The following is a 25,260-nucleotide window of genomic DNA, read 5'->3' on the forward strand; positions in this document are numbered from 1 at the left end:
TGTACCAAAGACCAACTACATGTGTAGCCTTATTCAAAAGTACAATGTCCCCGGACCTAGATACACGAGCTATCCTACGGTACCATACTGGGATATCGATTCTTTCTCTAGTAAAAAATGGGAAAAATCCGTCCAAAAGAGTTTTACAGAATCCAATAGCACAGAAGGGATTAGCCTTTATATACATCTGCCCTATTGCGAAAGCTTGTGTACCTTTTGTGGTTGCCACAAAAGAATCACAAAACGACATGAGGTAGAGAAACCCTATATAACAACGGTTTTAAAAGAATGGGGCTTGTATGTTGCCCTTTTTTCAGAAAAACCTATTATAAAAGAACTACACTTAGGAGGCGGAACGCCTACATTTTTTAGTCCCGAAAACCTAAAAACCTTAATTGAGGGTATTTTAGAAAAGGCAACAATTGCGAAAAACCATGAGTTTAGCTTTGAAGGCCATCCCAACAATACCACGAAGAAACATTTACAAGTCTTATATGATGTAGGGTTTAGAAGGGTAAGCTATGGTGTACAGGATTATAATGAAAAAGTACAAACGGCCATACATAGGATTCAACCTTTTGAAAATGTAAAAAAAGTAACAGATTGGGCCCGTGAAATCGGTTACACGTCTATAGGACATGATTTAATTTTTGGTTTGCCCCACCAGAGCATGGAGCATGTTATAGAGACAATAAAAAAGACCAAATCCCTACTCCCAGACCGGTTGGCTTTTTACAGTTATGCCCATGTACCTTGGATAAAAGGAAACGGACAAAGGGGCTATAAGGATTCAGACCTGCCTTCAGCAGCTTTAAAAAGACAACAGTATGAAAAGGGTAAAACCTTACTAGGAGAACTTGGCTATAAGGAAATAGGAATGGATCATTTTGCGTTGGAAACTGATGAATTATCCATATCTACCCAAGAAGGTCGTTTGCATCGTAATTTTATGGGGTATACGGCCTCCAAGACCCAATTAATGATAGGATTGGGAGCGTCCAGTATTAGCGACAGTTGGTACGGTTTTGCACAAAATGTAAAAAGTATAGAAGAGTACCGGCAACTAGTAGACAATGATGTGATACCTGTTTTTAAGGGACACATACTATCTGTTGAAGATGAAATCATAAGAAAGCACATCCTAAATCTAATGTGCGACCTTGAAACATCATGGTTTAACGAACAGATGCTTTTCACGGATTTACCTCTTGTTCTAGAACGATTGGATAAAATGAAACAAGACGGACTTATTGAATTGAATATGCATCAATTAAAAGTTACCCCTAAAGGACGGCCATTCGTACGTAATGTTTGTATGGCATTTGATTTAAGATTACATCAAAATGTTCCAGATACAAGATTATTCTCAATGACCATTTAATTATTAACCTAAAAATTATCGATATGGAAAATATTGTTGTACCCGTTGATTTCTCTAGTCAATCCGAATATGCCTTTAAGGTAGCAGCATCTATTGCAAAAAAGCATGGAGCAACCCTTTATGCCTTGCATATGTTAGAGCTCAACGAAGCCTTAATATCTTCAAACGAAGGAGCCCAAATGCAGCATACCGTTTTTTTAATAAAGCTTGCGGAAAAGCGTTTGAACGAATTTTTGGACAAACCTTATCTCAAAGATGTCAAGGTGGTACCGGTGATAAAACACTTTAAGGTATTTAGTGAGATAAGTAATTTGGCCAACGAGCATAACGCTGACTTAATTGTAATGGGAAGCCATGGTAGCGAAGGGCTTAAGGAAATCTTTGTAGGCTCTAATACACAGAAAGTAGTTCGCCATTCAGACATACCAGTATTGGTAATTAAGGAAGAAATAGCCGATTTTAATCCAAGGCAAATGGTTTTTGCATGTGACCTCAAAGAAGAGAACATCAATGCTTTTCAACGTGCCAAATATATTGCCGAAATATTTTCGGCAGAACTAAGATTGGTATATGTGAACACTCCAGGAGATGCTTTTTTAAGCACCTCCGAAATCCAAGAAAAAATAGTAACGTTTTGCGACAAAGTTGGCTTTGAGCTGCTCATTGCAATATATAATGACTACTCCGTGGAAAGTGGCGTATTGAATTTTGGAACGGAAAGCGGTGCGGATATTATTGGAATACCCACACATGGTAGAAAAGGAATATCACATTTCTTCTTAGGCAGTATTGGCGAAGATGTTGCCAACCATTCCACCTTACCAGTGGTAACCTTTAAAATTTAAATTTTATACCAATTTCATCGCTGTAGGATCCCAACCTACAGGCTGTTTTTTGAAATAACTTTCATTTGCCAATAGGGCCGCACCTGCGGCCCTAAGGCCAAATGTTGGATTTTGTACGACCTCTCCGCCTTTACGAATAGCTGAAAAGAAATTATTGAAATGATCATAATGCCCTCCTCGGTAGTCCCTTGGAGCTTCCCAAGTTGTTATTCCAGTATTTAAGGACTGCTCTCTAATAGATGGCATAGCGCTGGCATAATCAGCTTTTATCTTTTGCTGTGTTTCTTCGGTATAGGCTACTAAGGAATAACCTCCTGGTCCTGCACCCAATTTAGACCGTTTTAAAGTTACTTGGTTCTGACCAACTTCCATTTCGCCTTCGGTACCTATCAGTTTAAATCCACCTCCCCCACCATTTCCAGCGATAAAATTAACCCTAAATGCAGCATTGAAAGCGGCATGGGTTGCAGTTTTAGGGTAATCATAAAGTGTAATACTTACATCTGGCACGTCTCGGCCATCTTTCCAATATCTAAGTCCTCCTGTAGCCAAAGCTCTATTAGGACCATGTGAACTTATCACATAATTTAATGTAGAAAATGCGTGTACAAAAAGATCTCCGGCTACACCGGTACCGTAATCTTGGTAATTTCTCCATCTAAAAAAACGTTTCAATTCGTAAGGTACTTTTGGAGCCGAGCCTAAGAACTGATCAAAGTCTATAGTATTTGGGTTTGCATCGGGTGGTATTGGGTACTGCCAAGCACCTTCTGCAGAAAAGCGATCATTGTACATGTCTAACATCACAATATCCCCAATTGCGCCTTCTTCATATAATTGTTTGGCCTTCTCATTTCCCAAAGATGACATTCCCTGACTTCCTACTTGGCATATTTTGCCACTGTCCTCTTGCGCTTTAATAATAGCCTGCCCTTCTTCATATTTTTGTACCATGGGCTTTTCGCAATACACATGTTTACCTGCTTTTAACGCTTCGATAGTTATTTTTTGATGCCAGTGGTCAGGTGTAGCTATTATGACCGCATCAATATTTTTTTGTTCCAGTATTTGTCTGTAATCCCGTGTAACGAAAATCGAATCTCCCCACAACTCCTTTGCTCGGTCCAACCTTCCATTATATAAATCGCAAGCCGCAACCAGTTTCACGCCACTAACCCCTAAAGCAGCCTTGGTATCGTATATTCCTTGGATACCCGAACCAATAAGGGCAATATTAATGTTATCGTTTGCTGAATAGAGTTTATCCGAGTAAGATCTAATAAGGGGCAGTATTTCTGTTTTACCTTTTGCAAACAATAGAGGTGATGCGGTAATCGCTGCCGTGGTAAGGGAAGCCTTTCTTAGAAAAGATCTTCTAGATTCGTTTTTTTTCATTTTTCAATAGCCATTAAAAAGAAAATATTTATTTCGGTCCCTACGAAAATAGTGATTTTATACTCATATTCAGGATTAGTCTTTTAGAGTTTATTTATGATTTAATAAACGGTTTATCGATTACAAGAACGTAATTTTACAGCTTGTAAAAACTGGAAATGTGATCATAGATTTAATCATAGCGATGCTTTGGAGCCTTTCACCTTTTGGTGAAGCAAAGGTTGGTATTCCTTATGGTGTTTTAAATGGGGTAAACATTTATTTGGTCTTTATCGCATGTTTTTTCGCCAATGTTATGGTCTTTCCCATCATGTATTTTTTTCTCACGAAAGTTAATAAGTATCTTCTTAAATGGCACTATTACAAGAAATCTGCCATTTACGTAGCGCGCAAGGCCAAGGTTGGTTCCGGTGACAAAATAAAGAAATACGGTTTTATTGGGCTTATCTTTTTTGTAATGCTCCCTGTTCCCGGCACCGGAGTTTATGCAGGCAGTATTGCGAGCTATCTTTTTAAAATGGAGCGCAAGAGAGCGTTTGCAGCAAACACCGTTGGTATTTTCTTCTCCTCTCTTATTGTTTGGGTTACCACGGTGCTAGCGATGAAGGGTGCGGCTTAATGAGTGTCCATCGTAATTTCGAATCCGACTCAATCCGCCTATTAAATGGATATTACTTCGTACGATTCTTGAAGATTTGCATAAACAACATGGTACTCATTTTTTGAGCGCGGTTTTTTGCAATCCATGCTACATCTCCAGTAAATAATTCATCTATAGTCTCAAACCACAAATTTAGCCAAAGTCCAAAATGTTCGGAGGTAATGGAATGATTCATTTTTTCGTCAACCTCTTGGTGCGCGGTAACAGGGTTACCGTGATAGAGCCGTTTTAAGAATAGTTGAGTTTCCCAAAAATCGATCAATAACTCTAAATGTGATTCCCAATCGGTAATCGTATTATTGAAAATTGGACCCAAAACCTCATCTTCCCTAACCTTTGCATAGAAAGCGCGAACTAATACAGACACATCCGTTCTATCCTCAATTAAGGCAGTAATTTGTTCCATTTACTGTATTTATTAAAATAACAAAACCTGTTGATAAAGATTTAGTTGTTGATAATCGTATTCATCATAAAGGTATGTAGTACTTCCATTTGTGGTCTTCCTTTTCGTTTCCCTAAGCGCCCAAAAATATACAGTGCAATCCAAATAAGAATTAGAAGTATCATAAGTGCTGTTTGCAAAAAATAAGGCTTATCCAAGCTTGCGCTTACATATGCCCATATTCCAAGTGCAATAAACAGTGTGGCCACTCCAAAATGTAAAAACATAAAAAAGGTCCACAATGTAGGGTTGGGACCAAAAAGACCATATACCTTACAATTTTTATCATCTATGTCATTGATTTCCAGATGTAATTGTGGTGTCCAAAAATTGGTTTCTTTTTTATCAAATTTAATAAAAAGATGGTCGTCTATGCGCTTTACATTAATTGGCGGGTTTTGCGCCTTCTGAAAAGCTCCTAACATGGGTTCCTTTGTTCCCGTTAGTTCCAATTGGAACCTAGGTCTCAGAACGATATCATTAGGAATTATTCGCATATCTTAGTTCATGGATGACATTCAATTTGAGAGGAAACTACATCTAACACAGGACTAGGAGATACGTACGGGATTCCCAAGCCAAGACCTCTAAGGATAAATAATATACCCATTACCACTACAAATACGGGAATGAGTTTCTGTATGCGTTTTTTGGTCCCACCCTTTAAAAACCCGCTAAAATACACAGCACTGGTCATTAAGGGAATAGTTCCCAATCCAAATAAAATCATATATAAGCTACCCTTGGCCACATCACCCATAGCGATGGCCGCAAAAAGTGCCATATATACCAACCCACAGGGCAGAAAACCATTTAATACACCTATGGTCAAAAAAGTATCCGGAGTTTTCTTTTTCAATTCCTGGCCCAGTCGGCTTTTTACCCGTGAAATAATCTTATATACCGGTTTGGAAAAGTTATATTTAGCGAAGGTTTTTGCAGGAATGAGCACTAGAATAATCATTAAAACTCCAATAGCAATAGATAGTTTTTGCTGCATTCCAAAAACATAAAGTCCTTTCCCTAAGAGACCGAATACAAGCCCAATAAGTCCGTAGGACAATAATCTTCCGATATGGTACAATGATATTTGCCCTGCTTTTTTTAAGGGATTTTGCCTATCTACCGGAAGCATAAAAGCAATGGGGCCGCACATACCAACACAGTGCAGACTTCCCATTAATCCCAATAAAAGTGCAGATACTAACATTGTTATGCTTGTTACCGAGCAAAGTGAAACAATCTGTCATTTGATTCACGAATTTGATAAATTACCTCGTGTCTCGCAATAACATCTTGATTCCTTGTTCTTAATATGTTATACTTTCTTTTTGCAAATAATCCTGTCCGTCATGGGACCATGTAATTTTAATGTCCCAACGACCATCTAACAAACGTTTGTCAGGTATGAGCAAATTTGTGTTGGATAAACTTACGGGTAAGTCAAAATCCAATTGCTTATTAGATGGTCTGTAAAGGGACACTATTCCTTTTGCTTTTTTAAAGTTGATGTTTTCAGGGAAATGCAAGAGAAGACCTTCCGCTGTCTTTTCTAGCGTAATTTTCTCATGGTTATTCGCATTTACCTCAGCGTTTATTTCGGTCTGGTGGTTCAAGGCATCTTTATAATAATCTTCGGTTACCAAATCATGGTTGGCATTGCTATCCATGTTCATTCGAACCACAAAAAATAGAATGAAGCTAATGAAGCCTATAAACGCGAGTACTATTCCTGTTCCCCAGTTAATTTTCATATTAAATTTCTTTTCTTCGATTCCCTCGGAGAAGGGAATCTGTTAATCATTTTCTTAATAGCTCGTCTTTCGGCCAACTTTTTGTCATCATTGATTTTCACTCTCACTTCAAAACTAATTATAACTCCTAGGAGCCAAAAACGCGGTTAACGTCGTTTCAATCAGCTTATCGCCACTATAAACACCAATTTTTACTTTTTCTTTATCTGTTTTAATAGCGGCATTATGAATCTCTATAAAAAGTGTGCCTTCTGCCAAGCCCTGTGCCGGCACCATAAAATCTTCCTTACGCACCATCTTTATCTCACCTTTATGAGATAAAAGTTTAAAACTTACATCAGGAACCGTATCTACTGTTTTGTTAATAAGCTTAAACGTATAGACATTACTTATAATATCCCCTTCTTTATGTTCGTACAATTGTCCGGGCAACCTTAATATATTCGCTTCTAAATCGTTTCTAAGGAAAAGCATTCCAATAAGTATCCCCGTTAAAATAATCAATACGGCACTGTACCCTTTGAGCCGGGGTGTAAACTTGAATTTTTCCTTCTTTGTTATTTCATCTTCACTCGCATAACGTATCAAACCCTTTGGAAGATTTACTTTTTCCATAATGGTATCGCACTCGTCTATACAAGCGGTACAGTTAACACATTCCAGCTGCGTTCCATTTCTGATATCTATTCCAGTTGGACAAACATTCACACATTGAAAACAGTCTATACAGTCACCGTGGCCCAAGGCTTCCCTATCTTCGTTCTTACGCCATTTTTTTCTTCCGTTCTCCCCTTCTCCCCTTTTATGGTCGTAAGCGACTACGATAGATTTGTTATCCAAGAGAACCCCTTGCATTCTGCCGTAAGGACAGGCAATAATACAGACTTGCTCCCGAAACCAAGCAAACACCCAAAAGAATACCGCCGTAAAAATCAATAGGGATACAAGCGTAGAAAGATGTAGCAGAGGTCCATCGGTAATATAGGCCATAAGCTTATCGCTGCCGATAAGATAGGCTAAAAACACATTGGCTATGATAAAGGAGATGATAAAAAAGATAATCCATTTAATCGTTCTCTTTCTTATTTTCTCGGCATTCCATGGCTGACGATCGAGTTTTATCTGAGCGCCCCTGTCCCCATCTATCCAGTATTCAATTCTTCGGAACACCATTTCTAAAAAAATGGTCTGCGGACACATCCATCCGCAGAAAATACGCCCAAAGGCTACGGTAAACAATGCTATAAAGATGACCCCGATAATCATTGAAATTACAAAGAGATGAAAATCCTGCGGCCAAAATGGAAAACCAAAAATATTGAAACGGCGTTCCAGCACGTTGAACATTAAAAATTGATTCCCGTTTATTTTTATAAAAGGCGCTAAAAGCAAGAAAGCTAATAAAAAGTAACTAACATATTTTCGATAGTTATACCATTTACCGCTCGGTTTCTTGGGAAATACCCAAGCACGTTTACCTTCTTCGTTTATAGTTCCTATACTGTCCCTAAAATTATCTTGATCTTGTGACATTTCTACTTTATTTGATACAATTCTAAGGGATGGTTGTTTTTATTTTACTCGTAATGTTTAGTCTTATTATTGGTTGATGGTACTAATCCGGTTTACTTTAAGACCCTGCCTTTGGTTGTAGTAGCAGGGTCCTAGAGTTGATATTCTCAACTATATTCTACGTTATTCTATTACAGTACCCGCTTCGTCTATGGTTTCCTTGAATTCCAAAGAATCCACTTCTACCCCTATCCTAACGGAATCTACTGCAGGTGCATCCGCTTTCATATGCGGGTCTATCCAGATATCGCCCTCTGCTGCTTTTGGATTGGCCGCTGTCTTACCTTGAAAGGTTAAAACATAACTGGAAACCTGAGCCATTTCCAATGGCTTTAAACTTTGCTTCCATGCTACCATTCCTTTACCATCCCTACCACCTTCGGAAATGGTGTTAAATACGTTTTTAATACCACCGCCAAGAATCCAATTCGCATCGGTTAGGTTGGGACCAATACCACCACCGCCATCGGCCATGTGGCATGCCACACAACTAGCTTCAAAGATAGCTTTACCGGCACTAATGTCAGATGCATCGGTCAAAAGTTCCACGGTATTTACATCTACCAAATCTTTGGCATTCTTCTTATACTCCTCAATTTCTGCCTGTGCAATGGTGAGTTCCGTTAGGTATTCGGTATCTTGGTCATAATCTCCTAATACATGGAACCTCACGAGATAAACGACACCAAATATGATGGTTGCGTAGAACATGTATACCCACCATGGCGGAAGTTTATTATCCAGTTCGCGTATACCATCATAGTTATGATCCAAGATAATCTCTGTTTCCGCTTCCATAGGCTTGGATCCCAATAACTTATTGTACATTTCTTTGCCCCATGTCCATTCCCATCTTTTGGAAGCTGAAGCCATATAGCGCTCCTTAGCCTCTTCCGATAAGGTCTGGAACATAACGTTTTCAATAGCAGCTAGAATAACTTCGATACCAATGAGCAGTAGCAGCACAAAAACTAGGAACAATGCCGCTATTGGGTAGGCTATAAACGCTGGTTGATCACCAGAATCTATAAAGTACTCCATAAGCCCAAAGACAGTAAAAAAGAGAAGTGGAATTCGGATCCACCACGGAGACATATTTTTCATAATTCTATGTTTTGTTGGTTGTTATTATCTAATGGTATTTCACTTACTTCCTTGATGTAGTCTTTTGATGCGGTAAACACCCATGCAAAGAGCACTACAAAAAAGACAAAGAAAATTACTAGGGATATCATAGGATAGGTGGCTATACCATCGATACTTTCCATATATCCTTTTACAAATTTTAGCATGATAATTTAGATTTTAGTAGTTAGACCCTAGACTTGAGATGCTTTAGTAAAGAAAGACGTTTGCTTTTTTTAACATCCCAAATCTCAAATCTTACTTCTTGTTTTATTTATTTTCAGATAACAGTTCGTCCGTTTCCTTAATCTTAATATCGGTTCCCAATCGCTGTAAATAAGCAATCATGGATACAATTTCCCTGTCGCGCATTTCGGTAAATTCGGTTCCGTTTTCAGCGGCATATGTTTTAGATGCCTCATAGCTATTTGCGAAATCTGGATCGGAATACAGGTTTTTCTCAATTTTAGTGGCCTGTTCGTCCATATTTGCTTCAGCATTAGCTATATCCTCCTCTGTATATGGCACTCCTAAAGAAACCATTGCTGCCATCTTTGCTCGAATATTACTACGGTCATGCTCGTTGTTTATTAACCAAGAATACGATGGCATTATAGATCCTGATGAGGTAGTTTGTGGATCGTAAAAATGGTTAAAATGCCAGTTGTCGGAATACTTCCCACCAACTCGTAATAAATCCGGTCCGGTACGTTTACTACCCCAAAGGAAAGGATGGTCATATACGAATTCTCCAGCTTTGGCATATTCGCCATAACGCTCTACCTCACTACGGAACGGTCGCACCATCTGCGAGTGACAACCCACACAACCTTCTCTAATGTAAAGATCCCTTCCCTCCAATTCCAAAGGAGTATATGGTTTTACACTCGTTATAGTAGGAATGTTGGATTTTACCAGAATAGTGGGTACAATTTGTATGACACCACCAATCAGTATCGCTACGGTGGCTAAAATTGTAAGCTGAATTGGCTTACGCTCCAACCACGTATGAAAAGTTTCCCCAGAAGTCCTCTTACTAGATACTCGTGTCAGCGCAGCTGCCTCGGCAAGCTCATCTTCTACCTTCTGTCCGCTTCTGATGGTGACAACAACATTGTACACCATTACTAGCGCCCCAATAATATACATACTGCCACCTATGGCACGCATCCAGTACATAGGCATAATTTCGTTCACGGTCTCCAAGAAGTTACCGTACACCAAGGTCCCGTCCGGATTAAAGTCTTTCCACATTAGGGCTTGCGTAAATCCAGCAACATACATAGGAAGCGCATATAGGATAATACCCAATGTACCTATCCAGAAGTGAAAATTAGCCAAACCATTGGACGCTAATCTAGTCTTGAACATTTTAGGTACCAACCAGTAGATCATACCAAAGGTCAAAAACCCGTTCCAGGCAAGAGCGCCAACGTGCACGTGGGCAATAATCCAATCACTAAAATGCGCAATCGCATTTACATTTTTAAGGGACAACATAGGCCCTTCAAAAGTGGCCATACCGTATCCGGTAATCGCTACCACCATAAACTTTAAGGTAGGATCGGTTCGCACCTTGTCCCAAGCACCACGTAGGGTTAATAAACCATTTATCATACCACCCCAAGAAGGAGCAATAAGCATTACGGAGAAAGCAACACCCAGGTTCTGCGCCCAATCCGGTAAAGCAGAATATAACAAATGGTGCGGTCCTGCCCAGATATAGATAAATATCAAAGACCAAAAGTGAACTATAGATAGTTTATAGGAATATACAGGTCTGTTCGCCGCTTTGGGTACAAAATAATACATAAGACCTAAGAACGGAGTAGTCAAAAAGAAAGCCACGGCATTGTGGCCGTACCACCATTGCACCAAGGCATCTTGCACACCTGCGTAGACAGAGTAACTTTTTAGCGCCGCAACTGGAAGTTCCAAACTATTAAAAATATGTAGTACTGCGACTGTTACAAAAGTAGCTACGTAAAACCAGATGGCTACGTACAAGTGACGCTGCCTTCTTTTGATCATAGTACCAATAAGGTTTACCCCGAAGGCAACCCAAACCAAGGCAATGGCAATATCAATAGGCCATTCCAATTCAGCATATTCCTTAGAGGTTGAATACCCTAAAGGCAGGGTAATTGCAGCGGCTACAATAATTAATTGCCAACCCCAGAAATTAAACTTACTAAGGAAATCACTGAACATCCGTGCCTTGAGCAGCCGTTGTGTAGAATAATAAACACCGGCAAAAATAGCATTACCCACAAATGCGAAAATCACTGCATTCGTATGCAATGGTCGCAAACGTCCAAAACTTAACCAGGATATACCATCGGTCAAGTTGGGAAACATAAACATAAATGCCAGCAATAGGCCGACGGACATTCCTACGATTCCCCATAACATGGTGGCGTAGATGAAATTTTTTACGATTTTGTTATCGTAATAAAACTGTTGTACTTCCATAGTTGATTAGTTATTTTGTTCTTTCAATTGGTCAATATCAGATGGGTGCTCGCCAACTTGTGATTTTACTAGTTCATCCTCAAAAAGCATACGTACCGATGGCGTATATGAATCATCATACTGACCACTGCGTACCGATACAATAAAAGCTATGAAAAATAAGATGGCTACAGTTATACTGATGGCCAATAACACATAAATTACACTCATACCTACCTGAATTCTGGTGTAAAACTAAGCTGATGTCTTTTGAATAAATATGACATTTGTCAGGTTTACAAATTATTTTAATTTTTTTCCTAAAAAGTTGGTCATAAGTGTCGTAAAGCCTACTACACTAATAGAACTTAAGGGCATTAGTATGGCCGCAATTACCGGCTCTAATTGTCCTGTGACGGCAAAATAGAGCCCCACAACATTATAGGCCAAAGACAGTATAAAGCTTAGTTTAATAATTTTTATTGCTTTTTTGGAAGCGAGTATATACGGATACAGTTCCGTGAATTTAGAGGCATCCAATATGCCATCGCAAGCTGGTGAAAACACATTAATATTTTCCGAAATTGCAATACCAACTTCGGCTTGTGCCAAGGCTCCTGCATCATTAAGTCCATCGCCTACCATCATAACTTTTTTACCTTGGGCCTGAAGCGATTCTATAAAGCTTAGTTTATCCTTTGGTTTTTGGTTAAAATATAAGGGTGTTAGTTTTGGCAATAAGGCCTCCAAACGAGATTTTTCTCCCTCATTATCACCGGATAGAATAGCCAAACTCAACGTTTCTTCCATCGATTTAAATACTTCGGAAACCCCTGCTCTATATTGATTGTGGAAGATGTACTTTCCTCTATAATCGTCGTTATTCGCAATATGCACAGAAGTATCCAATGTATTGTTATACTCCGGATTCCCCACAAAATCGGCAGAACCTATTTTTAAATGGTCTGCTCCCTTACTAGCCTCCAACCCTTGACCCAAATATTCATCATATTGATCCAAAGTAATAATGTTCTGTTCGGACAACATATCATATAATGTCCTGCTTAGCGGATGGTTGGATGCGCGCAAGGTATTCTTTAAAAGCGACTCTTCTTCTGAGGTTAAAGGCATTCCTTCATAGGTGGCGGTGCTTTTTTGTGCAGTAGTAATGGTACCTGTTTTGTCAAAGATTGCAGTATCTATCTTCGCTAACTGCTCTATGGTTTGCGTGTCCTTCAAATAGAATTTTTTTTTGCCGAAAATACGCAGCATATTACCCAAAGTAAACGGGGACGCCAAGGCAATGGCACAAGGACAGGCAATGATGAGCACCGCCGTAAAAACGTTCATGACTTTGCTAGGATCTTGATAGAGCCAAAAGGCCGAGGCCAAAAATGCTATGGAAAGCACGCCTATGGTAAAACGTTTTCCAATGCTATCGGTAATGGTTTGGAAACGGGTAGCTTTATCGGTCTGAAAAACGGCATTACTCCACAACTGTGTCAAATAACTCTGGGAAACCGATTTTAGTGCTTCCATTTCCATGGCACCTTGCACTTGCTTTCCACCAGCAAACAGTTTATCGCCCGAAACCTTTTTAACAGGTTCCGATTCACCGGTAACAAAACTATAATCCAACCGTGCGTTTGTGCTAATCAGAATACCATCAACTGGGATAATTTCTTGGTTTCGTATTAATAAACGGTCTCCTTTTTTAATCTCATGGACTTGGACGCTTTCTTCTTTCCCTTCTTTTACTATTCGCGTTACCGCAATAGGAAAGTAGGATTTATAATCACGTTCAAAAGATAGAAACGAGTACGTTTTTTGCTGAAAGAACTTTCCCAATAACAAAAAGAAGACCAAACCGGTAAGCGAATCGAAAAAACCAGGGCCCCAATCAAAGCTAATTTCCAAGGTACTTCTTACAAAAAGGACTAAAACGCCCAGGGCTATAGGGACATCAATATTTAGTATTTTGGAGCGTAGTCCTTTGAAAGCAGACACAAAATAACCCGCGCCCGAATAAAACACGACGGGTAATGAAAAAACAAACATCAACCAACGAAATACATGTTCGTATTGATTGAGCCAGAATTCACCGCCCGTTGCAGAACTGGAAGATAGATCAAAATAATCTGGAAACGATAAGAACATCACGTTACCAAATGCAAATCCTGCAACGCCTAGCTTATAAATAAGGCTTCTATCCTTGCTTTTTTTGTCATTATCAAAATCGTCCAACGAAATATAAGGTTCATAACCAATACGGGAGAGGAGAATAACAACTTCTCTTAAAGACGTCTTTCTGCTGTTATAGGTAATACGTACCGTTTTTTCGGGAAAATCTACTTGGGAGCTGTTGATAAAAGGATTTAGTTTATTAAGGTTCTCCAATATCCAAATACAGGAGCTACAATGAATATGTGGAATATAAAGGTTGATAATTTGCAGATTACCATCATTGAACTCGGTTAGTCTTTCAATAATAGTAGGAGTATCGAGAAAATCGTACTTTCCCTCAACCTCCGCTGGAGTAGCTCCAGCCCCTTGCTGTATATCATAATAATAGGATAGATTATTGGAACTAAAAATTTCGTAAACGGTTTTACATCCATTGCAACAAAAGTTTTTTTCATCGAATTCTACTAATGCGTTGCCGCAATCATCACCGCAGTGATAACAATTAATTTTATCCATAACAATTTACTTATACCTAAGACAAAAATGCTAAGAACGAACGTTTTAAAACATGACTTATGTCAGGTTTTGAAAGGTAGCTTACAATTACTTTTGTAATGAACGAAACAATAGGGAATGGAAGGCTGTGACTTTAGTAACGCAATGCAACTTAATTTTTTGAACAGTCTTTCCGAAAATGAAAAGAAAAGCCTACACCTGAACAGTAGCTCAAAAAAAGTTCGGAAAGGAGCCGTTGTGTTTGCGGAGACAGAATTGCTACAGTCGCTATTCTGTATTAACGAAGGTGCATGTAAATTTTCTATTATAGACGATAGAGGAAAAGAAATAGTTACAGACTTATTAGGGAAAGGAGATCTTATGGGCCGTCGTTCCCTTATTTCCAAAAAAGGTGCCATGGTAACGGCTACGGCAATTACAGACACAACTTTGTGTTGTATTGACAAAGAATCCCTTTTAAAAAGATTGAGCAGAAACAATAATTTCTGTTTAGATGTACTAAGAGGCTTTGTAAACGATGAAGCAGAGCGTTATTTAAAAATGGAACTATATAACAACCAGCGTAGCATAAAAAAACGATTAGCTGGTCTTCTCATCCATATGAAAGAAAAATTTGGTATTGAAAAAAATAAAACACTATCCCTAGCTTTAAAACGTGAAGACATGGCCAATGTTCTAGGCACATCTAGTGAGTACATCATTACGTTGTTGGCCAGTTTTAAAAAACAAGGACTTATTGACCTATACCGTGGAAAAATAACGCTATTATCGGAAAAAGAACTTCGGAAAATCTTGTAGTATCAAATCAAAAAGAAACCTATAATTTTAAAGGTTCTATGTTTTTTGTAACTTGTACTTTTGTGAGGTAGGTTAAACTATTTATGGCATGGAGCAAGAAGAAATGCATCATCGTTGCGAGAATTGCATTGTAAGACAATTCAACTCATTGCGCGCAATGACCAAAGAGGAACTAAAAAAGGTTTCGGATTCTAAAATCTCAAAAAAAATCAAAAAAGGAGAAACCATCTTTCATGAGGGTGATAAACTTAACGGTGTATATTGCGTTCGTGGCGGTGTTTCAAAACTATCGAAGCTAAGTCCCAATGGTAAAGATCAAATTGTAAAATTGGCATCAAAAGGGGAACTTATCGGACAACGCTCCGTTATAGCCGAAGAGCAGGTAAATTTGAGCGCAACTGCGGTAAGCGATATGGAGATGTGCTTCATTCCAAAAGAAGGCATTGTAAATACATTAAACAATAATCCCAATTTTTCTTTAGAAGTACTGCGACATCTTGCCCACGATTTAAAAGAAGCAGATGATGTTGTCGTTAATATGAGTCAAAAAACAGTGAAACAGCGAATAGCGGCAGCTTTTCTATATCTAAAGAATACCTACGGCGAAGACGAGAACGGTTTTTTGCTCTTGACACTTTCCAGAGAAGATATTGCTAGTATCGTTGGCACGGCAACGGAGTCCTGCATACGTATAATTTCAGAATTTAAAAAGAAAGGACTCATCAAAACTTCAGGTAAAAAAATAGGTATCTGCCAAGAAAAAGAGCTACAGGATATGGCAGATGGTTTTTAGGATCACCATATTCAAAACCTGATAATTATCATAGTTTGCTTTAGCGGTTAAGGCTAATTTTACGTTGTAATAATCTAAGATCAGATGAAACCCACGTATTTAAACGATGTTCTTTTTATGGATGTTGTTTATAATTGAAACCTGTTCACAGGCAACAAGGGGTTACATGTGACATTGGCACTTAATAATACGAACACATGAAACGAGTTTTGATTCCCACTGATTTTTCAGATAATGCCTGGAACGCAATAGAGTATGCGTTGGCACTTTTCAAAGAAGAGACTTGTACGTTTTACCTGCTCAATACCTACACTCCTGCGATAGCCCATAGTCGTTTTATGGCGTCTTCCTTAGAAGAAGGACTTTTATCCAATGCAGCTCTTGAAGGCTCTAAAAAAGGTTTGGACAAGATTCTCAAGAGAATAGCCGACACTCATAACAATAATAAACACTCTTTTGAAACCATTTCTTCTTTTAGTCTTTTAATAGACGAGGTATTGGAAACGGTTGCGGAACAAAATATCGATTTGGTACTTATGGGAACCAAAGGATCCAGTGGCCTTGAAGAAGTATTTATGGGAAGTAATACGGTACGCATTATAAAGGCGGTCAAGGACTGCCCCGTGCTAGCCATTCCACAAAATTTCGATTACATTAAACCTACGGAGATAGCTTTTGCAACGGACTTCAATAGATTTTATACCATTTCCGAGCTGCAACCCGTGATGGACCTCGCTAAATCTTTTGGTGCAGTAGTTCGTATTGTCCATGTGCAATACGAGCTTAAGGCATTGACAGAACTACAGCAGTTTAACCTAAGTATGCTTCGTAAATATTTAGGAGAGGTAGAGCACTATGTACATACCGTTTCGGAATTAAATTCTGTCTCTAAAACTTTGGAAAAATTTGCTCAAGAATTAGACATCCATCTTTTGGCAATGCTACAATACCAACATAGTTATATGGAACGTCTAACACGGGAGCCTGTTGTAAAAAGAGTGGCATTTCACACCAGTACACCTTTGTTGGTAATTCCTGAATTGAGCTTAGGAACTTCTTCAAAAAAACGTAATCAGGAAATATCATTTTCTAACTAGAAGGTTCTTGAATCCAAAATTTATATGATTTAGAAATATCCTTCTTTTTACCCAACTGTAACGGATTAAAATTAGTTTTTGCAAACTGATACCAAATAGTAGACGAAAGTGCGGGAGCAATATCGGCGTGGTCCCATAGGATACTACTGCCATAAGATGTTCCCGAATTTGTAACATACGGAATACCTTGGGCGTTTTCAATAGTACTACTTTGGATAAAGGATTTCTCCACCTCTTTTAGTAAACTATGTGATTTTGTGTCATAACCTAATGAGTTGAATGCAACGGCCATTTGCGCCGTTCCCTCTAACCATACTACGTCCTTATCCTCATCAAAACAATAGCCGGATAGCACTTCTCCGGTCATGGTGCTTTCCTGTTGTGTATAAAACCGGTCTGCCTCCAAAAGGGCATCTACAGATATATCTTCAAAAATAGCAGTGCTTAAAGCATAGACATCTAAAGCATGTGCATAGGAAGGATTTTCTGGCCATGACAAAAATACCCCATTATCAGCATCCCAACGTTCGTTTTTAAGATACTCCAAGATGTTTATATGAAAATCATCAAATCCGGAAACGGCATTATAGGCCGTAATAATCCCTTCGGTTACCAGCGGAATTTCCGAACCATCTTGATTTATACCTCCACGTAATGCGCCATTTTCCAATTGCAAGGAACGTAGCCAAGTATTCAAATAATTGGCCATAGTATCGTATTTGGTGCTCGTATAGGCCTTGTTATAATGATTAATCGCTATCAACAACCATGCATTATCTCCCATCCAAAGGCGCTCACCTTCACTCCCATTTGTTTTTCTAAACTGATAAAACCCGCCATTTAGGGTCAGTTCTTCTTGCATTTTTGATTCATAAAAATCCAACACCATTTCTGCCTGTTCCCGTTTGTTTTGGCTCACAAAAAGAATAACTGCCAATGCGTTATCGTAAAGGGACACAAAATTAGTGTACGACGCACTTTCCAAAAGCCCGGAAGGATGTTGCATGCCCAAAACCCAATTTGTAACCGGAGTGTCTAATGTATCTATCGTGCTGACTTCAGGCAGATTCGGAAGCACTTCTTGCTTCACGTCAAATACAATAGCCGTTGCATCCTCTTTTTGACATGAAAGGAACAGCACTACTGCACAAACTGTAACATATAATTTTAAATTCATAAGAGGTAGGTCTTCAATTTATTTGGGACCACTAAGATACCTCCAAGAAAAATACAACTGATTGAATATCGTTTAGTTACATTAAAAACAGGACAAGGGTGGTAATCCGTTCCATAGGACTTGTTTAATGGTATTTCAACCAAGCCAAAGATAACTTTGTGCGATTATGACAGCTATAAAAAATGCATTTCACCGAAATAAGAAAAAACATGGCTGGTTTAAAAATATTAAAAACCTTTACTATCTTTGTGGAGTTGTGTTGTGCTCTGAACAACGTTTGGAGCAAATTGTGTTGATCGATTTTAATCGGTCGTAACCAATGAAAGGCTTTCCATAAAGGGAGGCTTTTTTTGTTTTGGCAATTTTTATGCTATTATGTTTTAAATATGTCTAATCTTTTCATTAATAGCGTCTCGTGCTTTTAATGCTATATTTGGGTCACACCCTATTAAAGAACAAGAGATGGGTTGGTTTTTGTAGTTGAATGTAAGCCGATCCCTATCGTTGTAGACATCACCGGAACCTCCAAGAAAAATACCCGCTGCAAACGAAAGGAGGCTTACAAGCCAATTGATTTTTTTTCCAATTTCAAAGGAATCAACTTCCGTTAGCATATACTCTTTCATTTGTACGTTGGACCGATGAAGTTCAAATCTGTCATTAAAGAGCACAATTTTTACTTGTGGATTTTCTTTTAGTATATATTCTCCCATATTTACAGGCTATGTATTATAGTATGCACCAAAGACGCTGCCAAACGAGCCGTTTGATCGTCGATATCATAGGTGGGGTTTAATTCAGCAATATCCAAAGCACGAAGCTTACCCGAATTCATAATCGTTTTTAAGGAAGCCAAAACTACGTCGGGCGCAAATCCCATTGGTGAAGGAGCGCTAACACCAGGTGCATATGCAGAAGAAAAACCATCTAAATCTATTGTAACGTAAACAGCATCTACATTTGCCGTAAAAGCATTAATCCAGGCATTGATTTCGTTATGGAAATGGATGCGAAAAGTATCCCTTAAGATGTACTTTACATCTAGTTCCTTTGCCGTTTTAAAAAGCGACCTATCATTGGCGTCCTCGCGAATACCAAGACATAGGTAATAAAAATGCTCCCCTATACCCTCGCAGTCTTTGGCAATTTGATAAAAAGGGGTGCCGGAAGAACTTCCGTGTTTATTAGATCGCAAATCAAAATGGGCATCAAAATTTATGATTCCTATCTTTTTTGAATTCCCAAAGTGCTTTCTTATTCCATTATACGTACCGTATGCCGCTTCATGACCGCCACCTAATACGACAGGAAAAATAGAAGCATCCAAGAGTAACGCAACCTTCTCACAAAGTACATTTTGACTAACGGCTAAATCATCGCTAGGACAGGTTACCGTCCCAACATCCAAAATATGTGTATCCTCTCCCAAATTATTGGGTAATTTGCCAAGCTGTTTTCGTATCGCTTCAGGACCATTTTTTGCTCCCACACGACCTTGATTACGCTTCACTCCTTCATCACAGGCAAAACCCAATAGTCCTAAATGTTGTTGGCCGGTTATTTTTAAATTACGAATATCGACACAAGAAATTTTCTCGTGCAAGTATAGCTTTTGCGCTGATATTCTGCCAGAATAAGACTCCTGAGGTGTTACAGTATACCTTCCCATTTTTTAATGTTGTATCTCCTTGAAATGTAACTCTTTTTTTTCGCTTTTATAGAAATCACACGGAAAGGGTGCTTCCAAACAGAAATGCTTTTATTAGCGCTAAGTTCAAAAGGAGCAACCAAATTTTTGTGACCACAAGTTACCATTAGCCAGGCACAATTAATCCATTAAAAAAAAACAAAGTTATTCCGAAACTCTAAAAAGGGGCTAAATGCAACCTCTAGCAAGTATGCTAAGGCTAATTCTAGCCATTACACTCCCAACTTGTCTTATCATAAGTTCAATCAAATAAACCTCCGATACTTATTAAAAATACTGCTTACCGGTAAATAGTTGACCAAAAAATAGCGTTCGGAATTTCAAAAGCGCACCATTACAACCGAATATCTATACAATCCTCAAAGATCTAATACCCAGCCTTAATCCTTGTTTTATGGTAGCTCCACGACTATGGAAAGCTCGCAATAAGATTCTAGAAATAATCGCATGAACGTTAACTACTTTAAGAAATTTTAACAAAACTTACGTTGCATTCGCGCTATTTAGCTTTCCAGTACCGTTATTAGTCGAATATTTTTCGGGTTTCATTTGCAACGCCTCACTTTTAAGTGTTAAATTTATCATAACTTGTATTAATCAACAACTAACTCAACTTTTATGAACAAAAAAATCTTTAGTTTTTTGACACTAGTGTCCCTTCTCTTCTTTCAAGGAGTTGTGGCGCAAAACACTACGGTGTCGGGTACGGTGTCAGACGCTTCTGGCGTGCCGCTCCCCGGGGTTAATGTAGTGGAAAAAGGAACATCCAACGGAACATCGACCGATTTTGATGGTAACTATACCATTAATGCAGACTCAAATGCTACCCTGGTCTTTTCTTCCTTGGGATACGAAACCAAAGAGGTTGCGGTGAACGGCCAAACTACGATCAATACCACACTTGCCGATGGTGCTAGTGAATTGGACGAAGTAGTCGTAACAGCCCTTGGAATTCGTAAGGAAACAAAAGCTTTAGGATATTCTTTAACAGAAGTTGGTGGCGAAGAAATTGCGACTATCAAAACGCCTAACGCAATCAACTCTTTACAAGGTAAAATTGCTGGTGTAAACATCACACAAAACGCGACCGGTGCCGCAGGTTCCAGTAGAGTTATCATTAGGGGTTCCAGTTCGCTTTCGGGGAACAACCAACCTTTATACGTGGTTGATGGTATTCCTATTAATAATGGAAACAACGGTTCTGCCAGTTTATGGGGTGGATCGGATGGTGGTGATGGTATTTCCAGTTTAAATCCAGATGATATTGAATCTATCTCTGTGCTTAAAGGGGGTGCAGCGTCTGCACTTTATGGTTCTCGTGCCTCTGGCGGTGTAATCATCGTAACTACAAAGAACGGTAAAGGACAAGAAGGCTTCGGTGTTGAATATAGTAGCCAAGTCACTTTCGACAGGGTAGATACCTCTATCCAAGACTTCCAAACAGAATATGGCCAAGGACTATTGGGCGCTAAACCTGCAAATGCATCAGGTGCGCTGGAAGCTGGTTATAATTCTTGGGGACCTCGTTTTGATGGTTCTGCTGTCCCACAATGGGATGGGGTAGAAAGACCATATTCTTTTACAGGAAACAAACTAGATAACTTTTACAGAACAGGTACTACATTCATCAACACAATTGCGTTAACCGATGCCAAAGAAGGGTTAACCTATAGAATGTCCGTTTCCGACCTAACTAACGAAGATGTAGTACCGAATGCAGGATTCAACAGAAAATCCTTTTCCTTGAATACCACCGCGGTATTGGGTAAAAAGCTTACCCAACAGGTGAACGCAAAATACATCATAGAAAAAGTGCAGAACAGACCTAGACTATCGGACAGTCCAGGAAATCCCAATTTTGTAGCTATATTACCTGGAAATTTAACTGTCAATGACCTTCTTCCAGCAACGGACGAAAACGGTTTTGAACGGCAGCAAACCGATAATGTTTTTAATACAAATCCATATTTTGCTGCATTCAATTTTAGAAACGAAGACAGAAGAAATAGAATCATAGCCTCTACTTCCTTACGTTATGAATTTACTGATTGGCTGTCCTTAACCGCTCGTGTGGGTATTGATAATGATGTGATTAGAAGAACTGGGGTAACACCATTCGGAACAGGTTTCCAGCCAAGAGGCAGTATTAGCGAACAGGAAAGAAGAACTAATCAGGTAGATTCTGATATTATCCTGGCCGCGAACAGAGATATCACGGATAAGTTTGCTATTTCCGCTTTTGCAGGAGCCAACTCCAACAGTTTACGTAATGAAGTTCTCAACTTAGGTGGTGGTGATTTTATTGTACCAGGGTTAGAAGATATTGCGAATACGGCTACACAGTCTAGAAGTCGGTCATTTTCTGAAAGAACTATAAATTCAGTTTACGGTTCCGTAGAACTGTCCTACGACCGTTGGGCCTATGTGACCTTTACAGGAAGAAACGATTGGTTCTCCACCCTATCTTTTCCAGGCAAAACAACGCCTAACGATGACTTTTACCCATCGGTAAACGGGAGTTTAGTGCTATCAGAAGCCTTTCAAATGCCATCATTTATAGACTTCTTAAAAATTAGGGGTGGTTATTCCGAAGTAGCGGGAGGTGCCCAAGACCCCTATAGTCTAAACTTAACGTACGAGATTTTTGGCCTTCCATTTGGAGGACAGCCCACAGGTAGAATATCTGGAGGAACTGTTCCTAATGCAAATTTAGTAGCCTTTAGCAGAAATGAAGCAGAGATAGGATTAGATTTGCGCATGTTCAAAAATAGGTTGTCTTTTGACCTTGCGTATTACAACAACAATACCACTAATGATATTGTTAACGTAGCAACCTCCCCTTTTTCAGGATTCAACGGTGCTAGCGCCAATCTTGGTGAAATATCCAATGTAGGTTTTGAATTTTTGGTAAGCGGTACTCCTATAAGAACAGCTAATTTTGAATGGAACGTTGCTGTTAACGGAGCACATAATATTGGTACAGTCGAAGCTACTGATGCTGTAGATTCAGATGTACTCCTAGACGAGCCAAGAACTAGAAACGTAAGAATTCACCAAATTGTTGGAGAGCGTTTTGGATCTATAGTTGGGGTCTCTTATGAGCGTGACGCTAACGGTATAATTAAGTATGATATTGATGCTGAAGGTGTACCAAGAGCTGTTGAAGGAGAGCGTAAAATTTTAGGAGAAGGCGTACCGCCTTTAACCTTAGGCTTTACAAACTCATTTAGATATAAAAACTTTAACCTTAACGTGCTAGTTGACGGTAAGTTTGGTGGCCAAATTTTCTCCGGAACAAATACTTTAGCTTACGGTAACGGTTTACACAAAGCTACCTTAGAAGGAAGGGAAACCGGATTAACGGTTTCTGGTATCGATAATGCAACGGACCTACCATTTACTACCACTGTTGCGCCTGAAAACCTTCAAACGTATTGGGGAGAAATTAATGATATTGCAGAGGAGTTTGTGGAAGATTCCGATTTTGTTAAACTTAGACAGCTAAGTTTAGGATATACCCTACCAAAAAAGACCTTGGAAAATATATTCTTAACCAATGTGAATATTTCGTTAATTGCCTCTAATTTGTTCTTTATTTCTCGAAGTATTGATAATATTGATCCAGAGAGTGCCTATAATGTTGGAAATTCTCAAGGATTGGAGTATTTCGGTGTTCCTACAACGAGAAACTACGGTATGACTATTAGTGTAAAGTTTTAAAAAAAAAAATATGAAAAAAGTAATTTGTTTATTTATGATGGCGCTGGTTATTGGCGCTTGTGATGACGGATTTGAAGAGCAGAACATTGATCCGACACGACCCGTTCAAGTTGCCCCTGGCAATAAGCTAACCGCTTTACAAAAGTTCATTTCTAGTGAACGTTATGACAACTGGAGAGCGGGTATGATTTACCAGTCTACCATGATGCAACATATTGCAACTACGGCAGGATACTGGGATGGTGACAAATATACCTGGAACAGAGGCTACGCCTCTTCCTTGATGGACAGGTATTATGGCAACGCCATTAAAACTGCACAAGATTTAATGTTGCAATTAGAAACGGAAGAGTCACCTGAAGAAATGAAGGCCATTGTACGGATTTTACGGGTATTCGCGTTTTCAAGGCTTACCGACCTGCATGGAGACATTCCTTACAGTGAAGCTGGGAAAGCTGTAATTGAAGGTATCTTTCTTCCTAAGTATGATCAGCAGAGCGAAATTTATCCAGATATGCTAAAAGAACTGGAAGAGTCTGCAGCTGCACTAGGTAGTGGAACTTCTGCTTTTGGTGCCGCAGATGTTATCTATAATGGTGATCAGGCCAAATGGAAAAGACTTGCCAATTCGTTAATGTTAAGACTTGGGTTACGTTTAATTAAAGTTGATCCGGCGGCAGCGCAAGCATGGGCTACAAAAGCAATCGCGGGTGGTGTGATGACTTCTAACGATGACATCTTTTATGTAAGACATGATAACAACAACAGAAATGGTATATCCGAAGTTTTTGATGCAGACGGAAATCCAAGAATGGCAAAGACCTTTATTGACTTTTTACAAGCTGGCAATGACCCAAGACTTTCCATTCTAGCCCAAAGGAGATCTGATCAAAGTACCGATCCTGCAGATTTAATTGGTTTTCCTAACGGATTGAACAGTGCCATGCTCTTGGAAATGACCGGAGAGGAAAATATGGACAACTATGCCGAGCCTAATAGACCTATCCTTATGAAGTTCGAGGCGCCAATGATTTTTCAAACCTACGCCGAGGTTGAATTTATGTTGGCAGAAGCCAACGTACGTTGGGGACTTGCGGGCGATCCCGAAACGCATTACAACAACGGGGTTACCGCCGCAATGAAACAATTGTCCTTATATGGTCCTGAAGCAGAAATTGGAGACGCAGATATTGCAGCTTATTTAGCAGCCAATCCGTATGACGCAGCAAACGCCATAGAACAAATTGCAAACCAGTACTGGGTAGCAACCTTCTTGAATGAGTATGAGACCTTCGCCAACTGGAGAAGAACAGGTTTCCCTACCTTGACACCGGTAAACTTTCCTGGCAATGAAACAGGCGGAACAATTCCAAGAAGATTGACTTGGACCGAAAATGAAGCAAGTGTTAATCCTGAAAATTACCAGGCAGCAATTGCAAATCAAGGTCCAGATATTCTTACCACAAGAGTTTGGTGGGACGTGCAATAATATTTAAAATACTTTTTGCAGCAATGCAACGAAGTTTGAGTTAGTTTTAATTGAGTATAAAGGAGGGGCAACCCTCCTTTTTTTGTTGATGTAAGTTATTTTGTACTATGGTAAAATGACTTTACATTTGTATCACTATTTATAAATCG

22 protein-coding genes are annotated in these 25,260 nt (G+C 39.2%); 8 read left to right on the forward strand and 14 right to left on the reverse strand.

Annotated elements, in window-relative coordinates:
• Nucleotides 1–19 precede the first annotated feature (19 nt).
• Complete coding sequence (gene hemN, locus MS6x_RS06960) at nucleotides 20–1,381, forward strand: oxygen-independent coproporphyrinogen III oxidase (protein ID WP_482606352.1); 1,362 nt, start codon at nucleotides 20–22, stop codon at nucleotides 1,379–1,381.
• A 23-nt stretch (nucleotides 1,382–1,404) separates the two neighbouring features.
• Nucleotides 1,405–2,226, forward strand: a complete 822-nt coding sequence (locus MS6x_RS06965; protein WP_482606353.1) for a universal stress protein — start codon at nucleotides 1,405–1,407, stop codon at nucleotides 2,224–2,226.
• Between the two features lie 3 nt (nucleotides 2,227–2,229).
• Here MS6x_RS06965 and MS6x_RS06970 read toward each other — a convergent pair whose 3' ends face one another.
• Complete coding sequence (locus MS6x_RS06970; RefSeq protein ID WP_482606355.1) at nucleotides 2,230–3,621, reverse strand: Gfo/Idh/MocA family protein; 1,392 nt, start codon at nucleotides 3,619–3,621, stop codon at nucleotides 2,230–2,232.
• 160 nt (nucleotides 3,622–3,781) lie between these two features.
• Between MS6x_RS06970 and MS6x_RS06975 the strand changes: the two genes are divergently transcribed.
• A complete protein-coding gene (locus tag MS6x_RS06975; protein WP_482606357.1) occupies nucleotides 3,782–4,240 on the forward strand; it encodes a COG2426 family protein in 459 nt (152 codons plus the stop codon).
• A 52-nt stretch (nucleotides 4,241–4,292) separates the two neighbouring features.
• Here MS6x_RS06975 and MS6x_RS06980 read toward each other — a convergent pair whose 3' ends face one another.
• The 10 genes from MS6x_RS06980 to MS6x_RS07025 form a co-directional block, all read right to left on the reverse strand.
• Complete coding sequence (locus tag MS6x_RS06980; RefSeq protein WP_482606359.1) at nucleotides 4,293–4,688, reverse strand: group III truncated hemoglobin; 396 nt, start codon at nucleotides 4,686–4,688, stop codon at nucleotides 4,293–4,295.
• 41 nt (nucleotides 4,689–4,729) lie between these two features.
• On the reverse strand, nucleotides 4,730–5,224 hold the full coding sequence (locus tag MS6x_RS06985) for a GTP-binding protein (protein ID WP_482606360.1): 495 nt from the start codon (nucleotides 5,222–5,224) through the stop codon (nucleotides 4,730–4,732).
• Nucleotides 5,225–5,232: 8 nt separating this feature from the next.
• Nucleotides 5,233–5,937, reverse strand: a complete 705-nt coding sequence (locus MS6x_RS06990; RefSeq protein WP_482606361.1) for a sulfite exporter TauE/SafE family protein — start codon at nucleotides 5,935–5,937, stop codon at nucleotides 5,233–5,235.
• Between the two features lie 100 nt (nucleotides 5,938–6,037).
• The gene (locus MS6x_RS06995; RefSeq protein ID WP_482606363.1) at nucleotides 6,038–6,481 is read right to left on the reverse strand and encodes a FixH family protein; all 444 of its coding nucleotides are present in this window, start codon (nucleotides 6,479–6,481) and stop codon (nucleotides 6,038–6,040) included.
• A gap of 114 nt (nucleotides 6,482–6,595) precedes the next feature.
• Entirely contained in the window at nucleotides 6,596–8,014 is a 1,419-nt protein-coding gene (ccoG, locus tag MS6x_RS07000; protein WP_482606364.1) for a cytochrome c oxidase accessory protein CcoG, read from the reverse strand.
• A gap of 162 nt (nucleotides 8,015–8,176) precedes the next feature.
• Nucleotides 8,177–9,157 (reverse strand): cbb3-type cytochrome c oxidase N-terminal domain-containing protein, encoded by a 981-nt coding sequence (locus MS6x_RS07005; protein WP_482606366.1) that lies wholly within the window; start codon nucleotides 9,155–9,157, stop codon nucleotides 8,177–8,179.
• Nucleotides 9,154–9,345 carry a CcoQ/FixQ family Cbb3-type cytochrome c oxidase assembly chaperone gene (locus tag MS6x_RS07010; RefSeq protein WP_482606367.1) on the reverse strand — a complete coding sequence of 64 codons (192 nt, stop codon included), beginning with the start codon at nucleotides 9,343–9,345 and terminating at the stop codon, nucleotides 9,154–9,156. Before MS6x_RS07010 ends, MS6x_RS07005 begins: the two co-directional genes overlap by 4 nt.
• Before the next feature lie 103 nt (nucleotides 9,346–9,448).
• A complete protein-coding gene (gene ccoN / locus MS6x_RS07015) occupies nucleotides 9,449–11,650 on the reverse strand; it encodes a cytochrome-c oxidase, cbb3-type subunit I (protein WP_482606369.1) in 2,202 nt (733 codons plus the stop codon).
• Between the two features lie 6 nt (nucleotides 11,651–11,656).
• Nucleotides 11,657–11,860: a cbb3-type cytochrome oxidase assembly protein CcoS gene (ccoS, locus tag MS6x_RS07020; RefSeq protein WP_482606370.1), complete on the reverse strand. Its 204-nt coding sequence runs from the start codon at nucleotides 11,858–11,860 to the stop codon at nucleotides 11,657–11,659.
• Nucleotides 11,861–11,932: 72 nt separating this feature from the next.
• Complete coding sequence (locus MS6x_RS07025) at nucleotides 11,933–14,329, reverse strand: heavy metal translocating P-type ATPase (protein ID WP_482606372.1); 2,397 nt, start codon at nucleotides 14,327–14,329, stop codon at nucleotides 11,933–11,935.
• Nucleotides 14,330–14,446: 117 nt separating this feature from the next.
• Between MS6x_RS07025 and MS6x_RS07030 the strand changes: the two genes are divergently transcribed.
• From MS6x_RS07030 to MS6x_RS07040, 3 genes are all read left to right on the forward strand, one after another.
• Nucleotides 14,447–15,127, forward strand: coding sequence for a Crp/Fnr family transcriptional regulator (locus MS6x_RS07030; RefSeq protein WP_482606373.1), 681 nt, complete (start codon nucleotides 14,447–14,449; stop codon nucleotides 15,125–15,127).
• Between the two features lie 88 nt (nucleotides 15,128–15,215).
• A complete protein-coding gene (locus MS6x_RS07035; protein WP_482606375.1) occupies nucleotides 15,216–15,920 on the forward strand; it encodes a Crp/Fnr family transcriptional regulator in 705 nt (234 codons plus the stop codon).
• Nucleotides 15,921–16,117: 197 nt separating this feature from the next.
• The gene (locus tag MS6x_RS07040) at nucleotides 16,118–17,017 is read left to right on the forward strand and encodes a universal stress protein (RefSeq protein WP_482606377.1); all 900 of its coding nucleotides are present in this window, start codon (nucleotides 16,118–16,120) and stop codon (nucleotides 17,015–17,017) included.
• Here the strand turns inward: MS6x_RS07040 and MS6x_RS07045 are convergent.
• The 3 genes from MS6x_RS07045 to hutG form a co-directional block, all read right to left on the reverse strand.
• Nucleotides 17,010–18,194, reverse strand: coding sequence for a hypothetical protein (locus MS6x_RS07045; RefSeq protein ID WP_482606378.1), 1,185 nt, complete (start codon nucleotides 18,192–18,194; stop codon nucleotides 17,010–17,012). The two genes, MS6x_RS07040 and MS6x_RS07045, sit on opposite strands and share 8 nt — an antisense overlap.
• A 380-nt stretch (nucleotides 18,195–18,574) precedes the next feature.
• The gene (locus MS6x_RS07050) at nucleotides 18,575–18,907 is read right to left on the reverse strand and encodes a hypothetical protein (protein ID WP_482606380.1); all 333 of its coding nucleotides are present in this window, start codon (nucleotides 18,905–18,907) and stop codon (nucleotides 18,575–18,577) included.
• Between the two features lie 2 nt (nucleotides 18,908–18,909).
• Complete coding sequence (hutG, locus tag MS6x_RS07055; protein ID WP_482606381.1) at nucleotides 18,910–19,863, reverse strand: formimidoylglutamase; 954 nt, start codon at nucleotides 19,861–19,863, stop codon at nucleotides 18,910–18,912.
• A gap of 657 nt (nucleotides 19,864–20,520) precedes the next feature.
• Here hutG and MS6x_RS07060 point away from each other — a divergent pair.
• Together MS6x_RS07060 and MS6x_RS07065 are read left to right on the forward strand one after the other, a co-directional pair.
• Nucleotides 20,521–23,622, forward strand: coding sequence for a SusC/RagA family TonB-linked outer membrane protein (locus MS6x_RS07060; protein ID WP_482606382.1), 3,102 nt, complete (start codon nucleotides 20,521–20,523; stop codon nucleotides 23,620–23,622).
• A 10-nt stretch (nucleotides 23,623–23,632) separates the two neighbouring features.
• On the forward strand, nucleotides 23,633–25,111 hold the full coding sequence (locus MS6x_RS07065) for a SusD/RagB family nutrient-binding outer membrane lipoprotein (protein WP_482606384.1): 1,479 nt from the start codon (nucleotides 23,633–23,635) through the stop codon (nucleotides 25,109–25,111).
• Nucleotides 25,112–25,260 lie beyond the last annotated feature (149 nt).

The sequence above is a fragment of the Maribacter sp. MS6 genome, assembly GCF_056839185.1.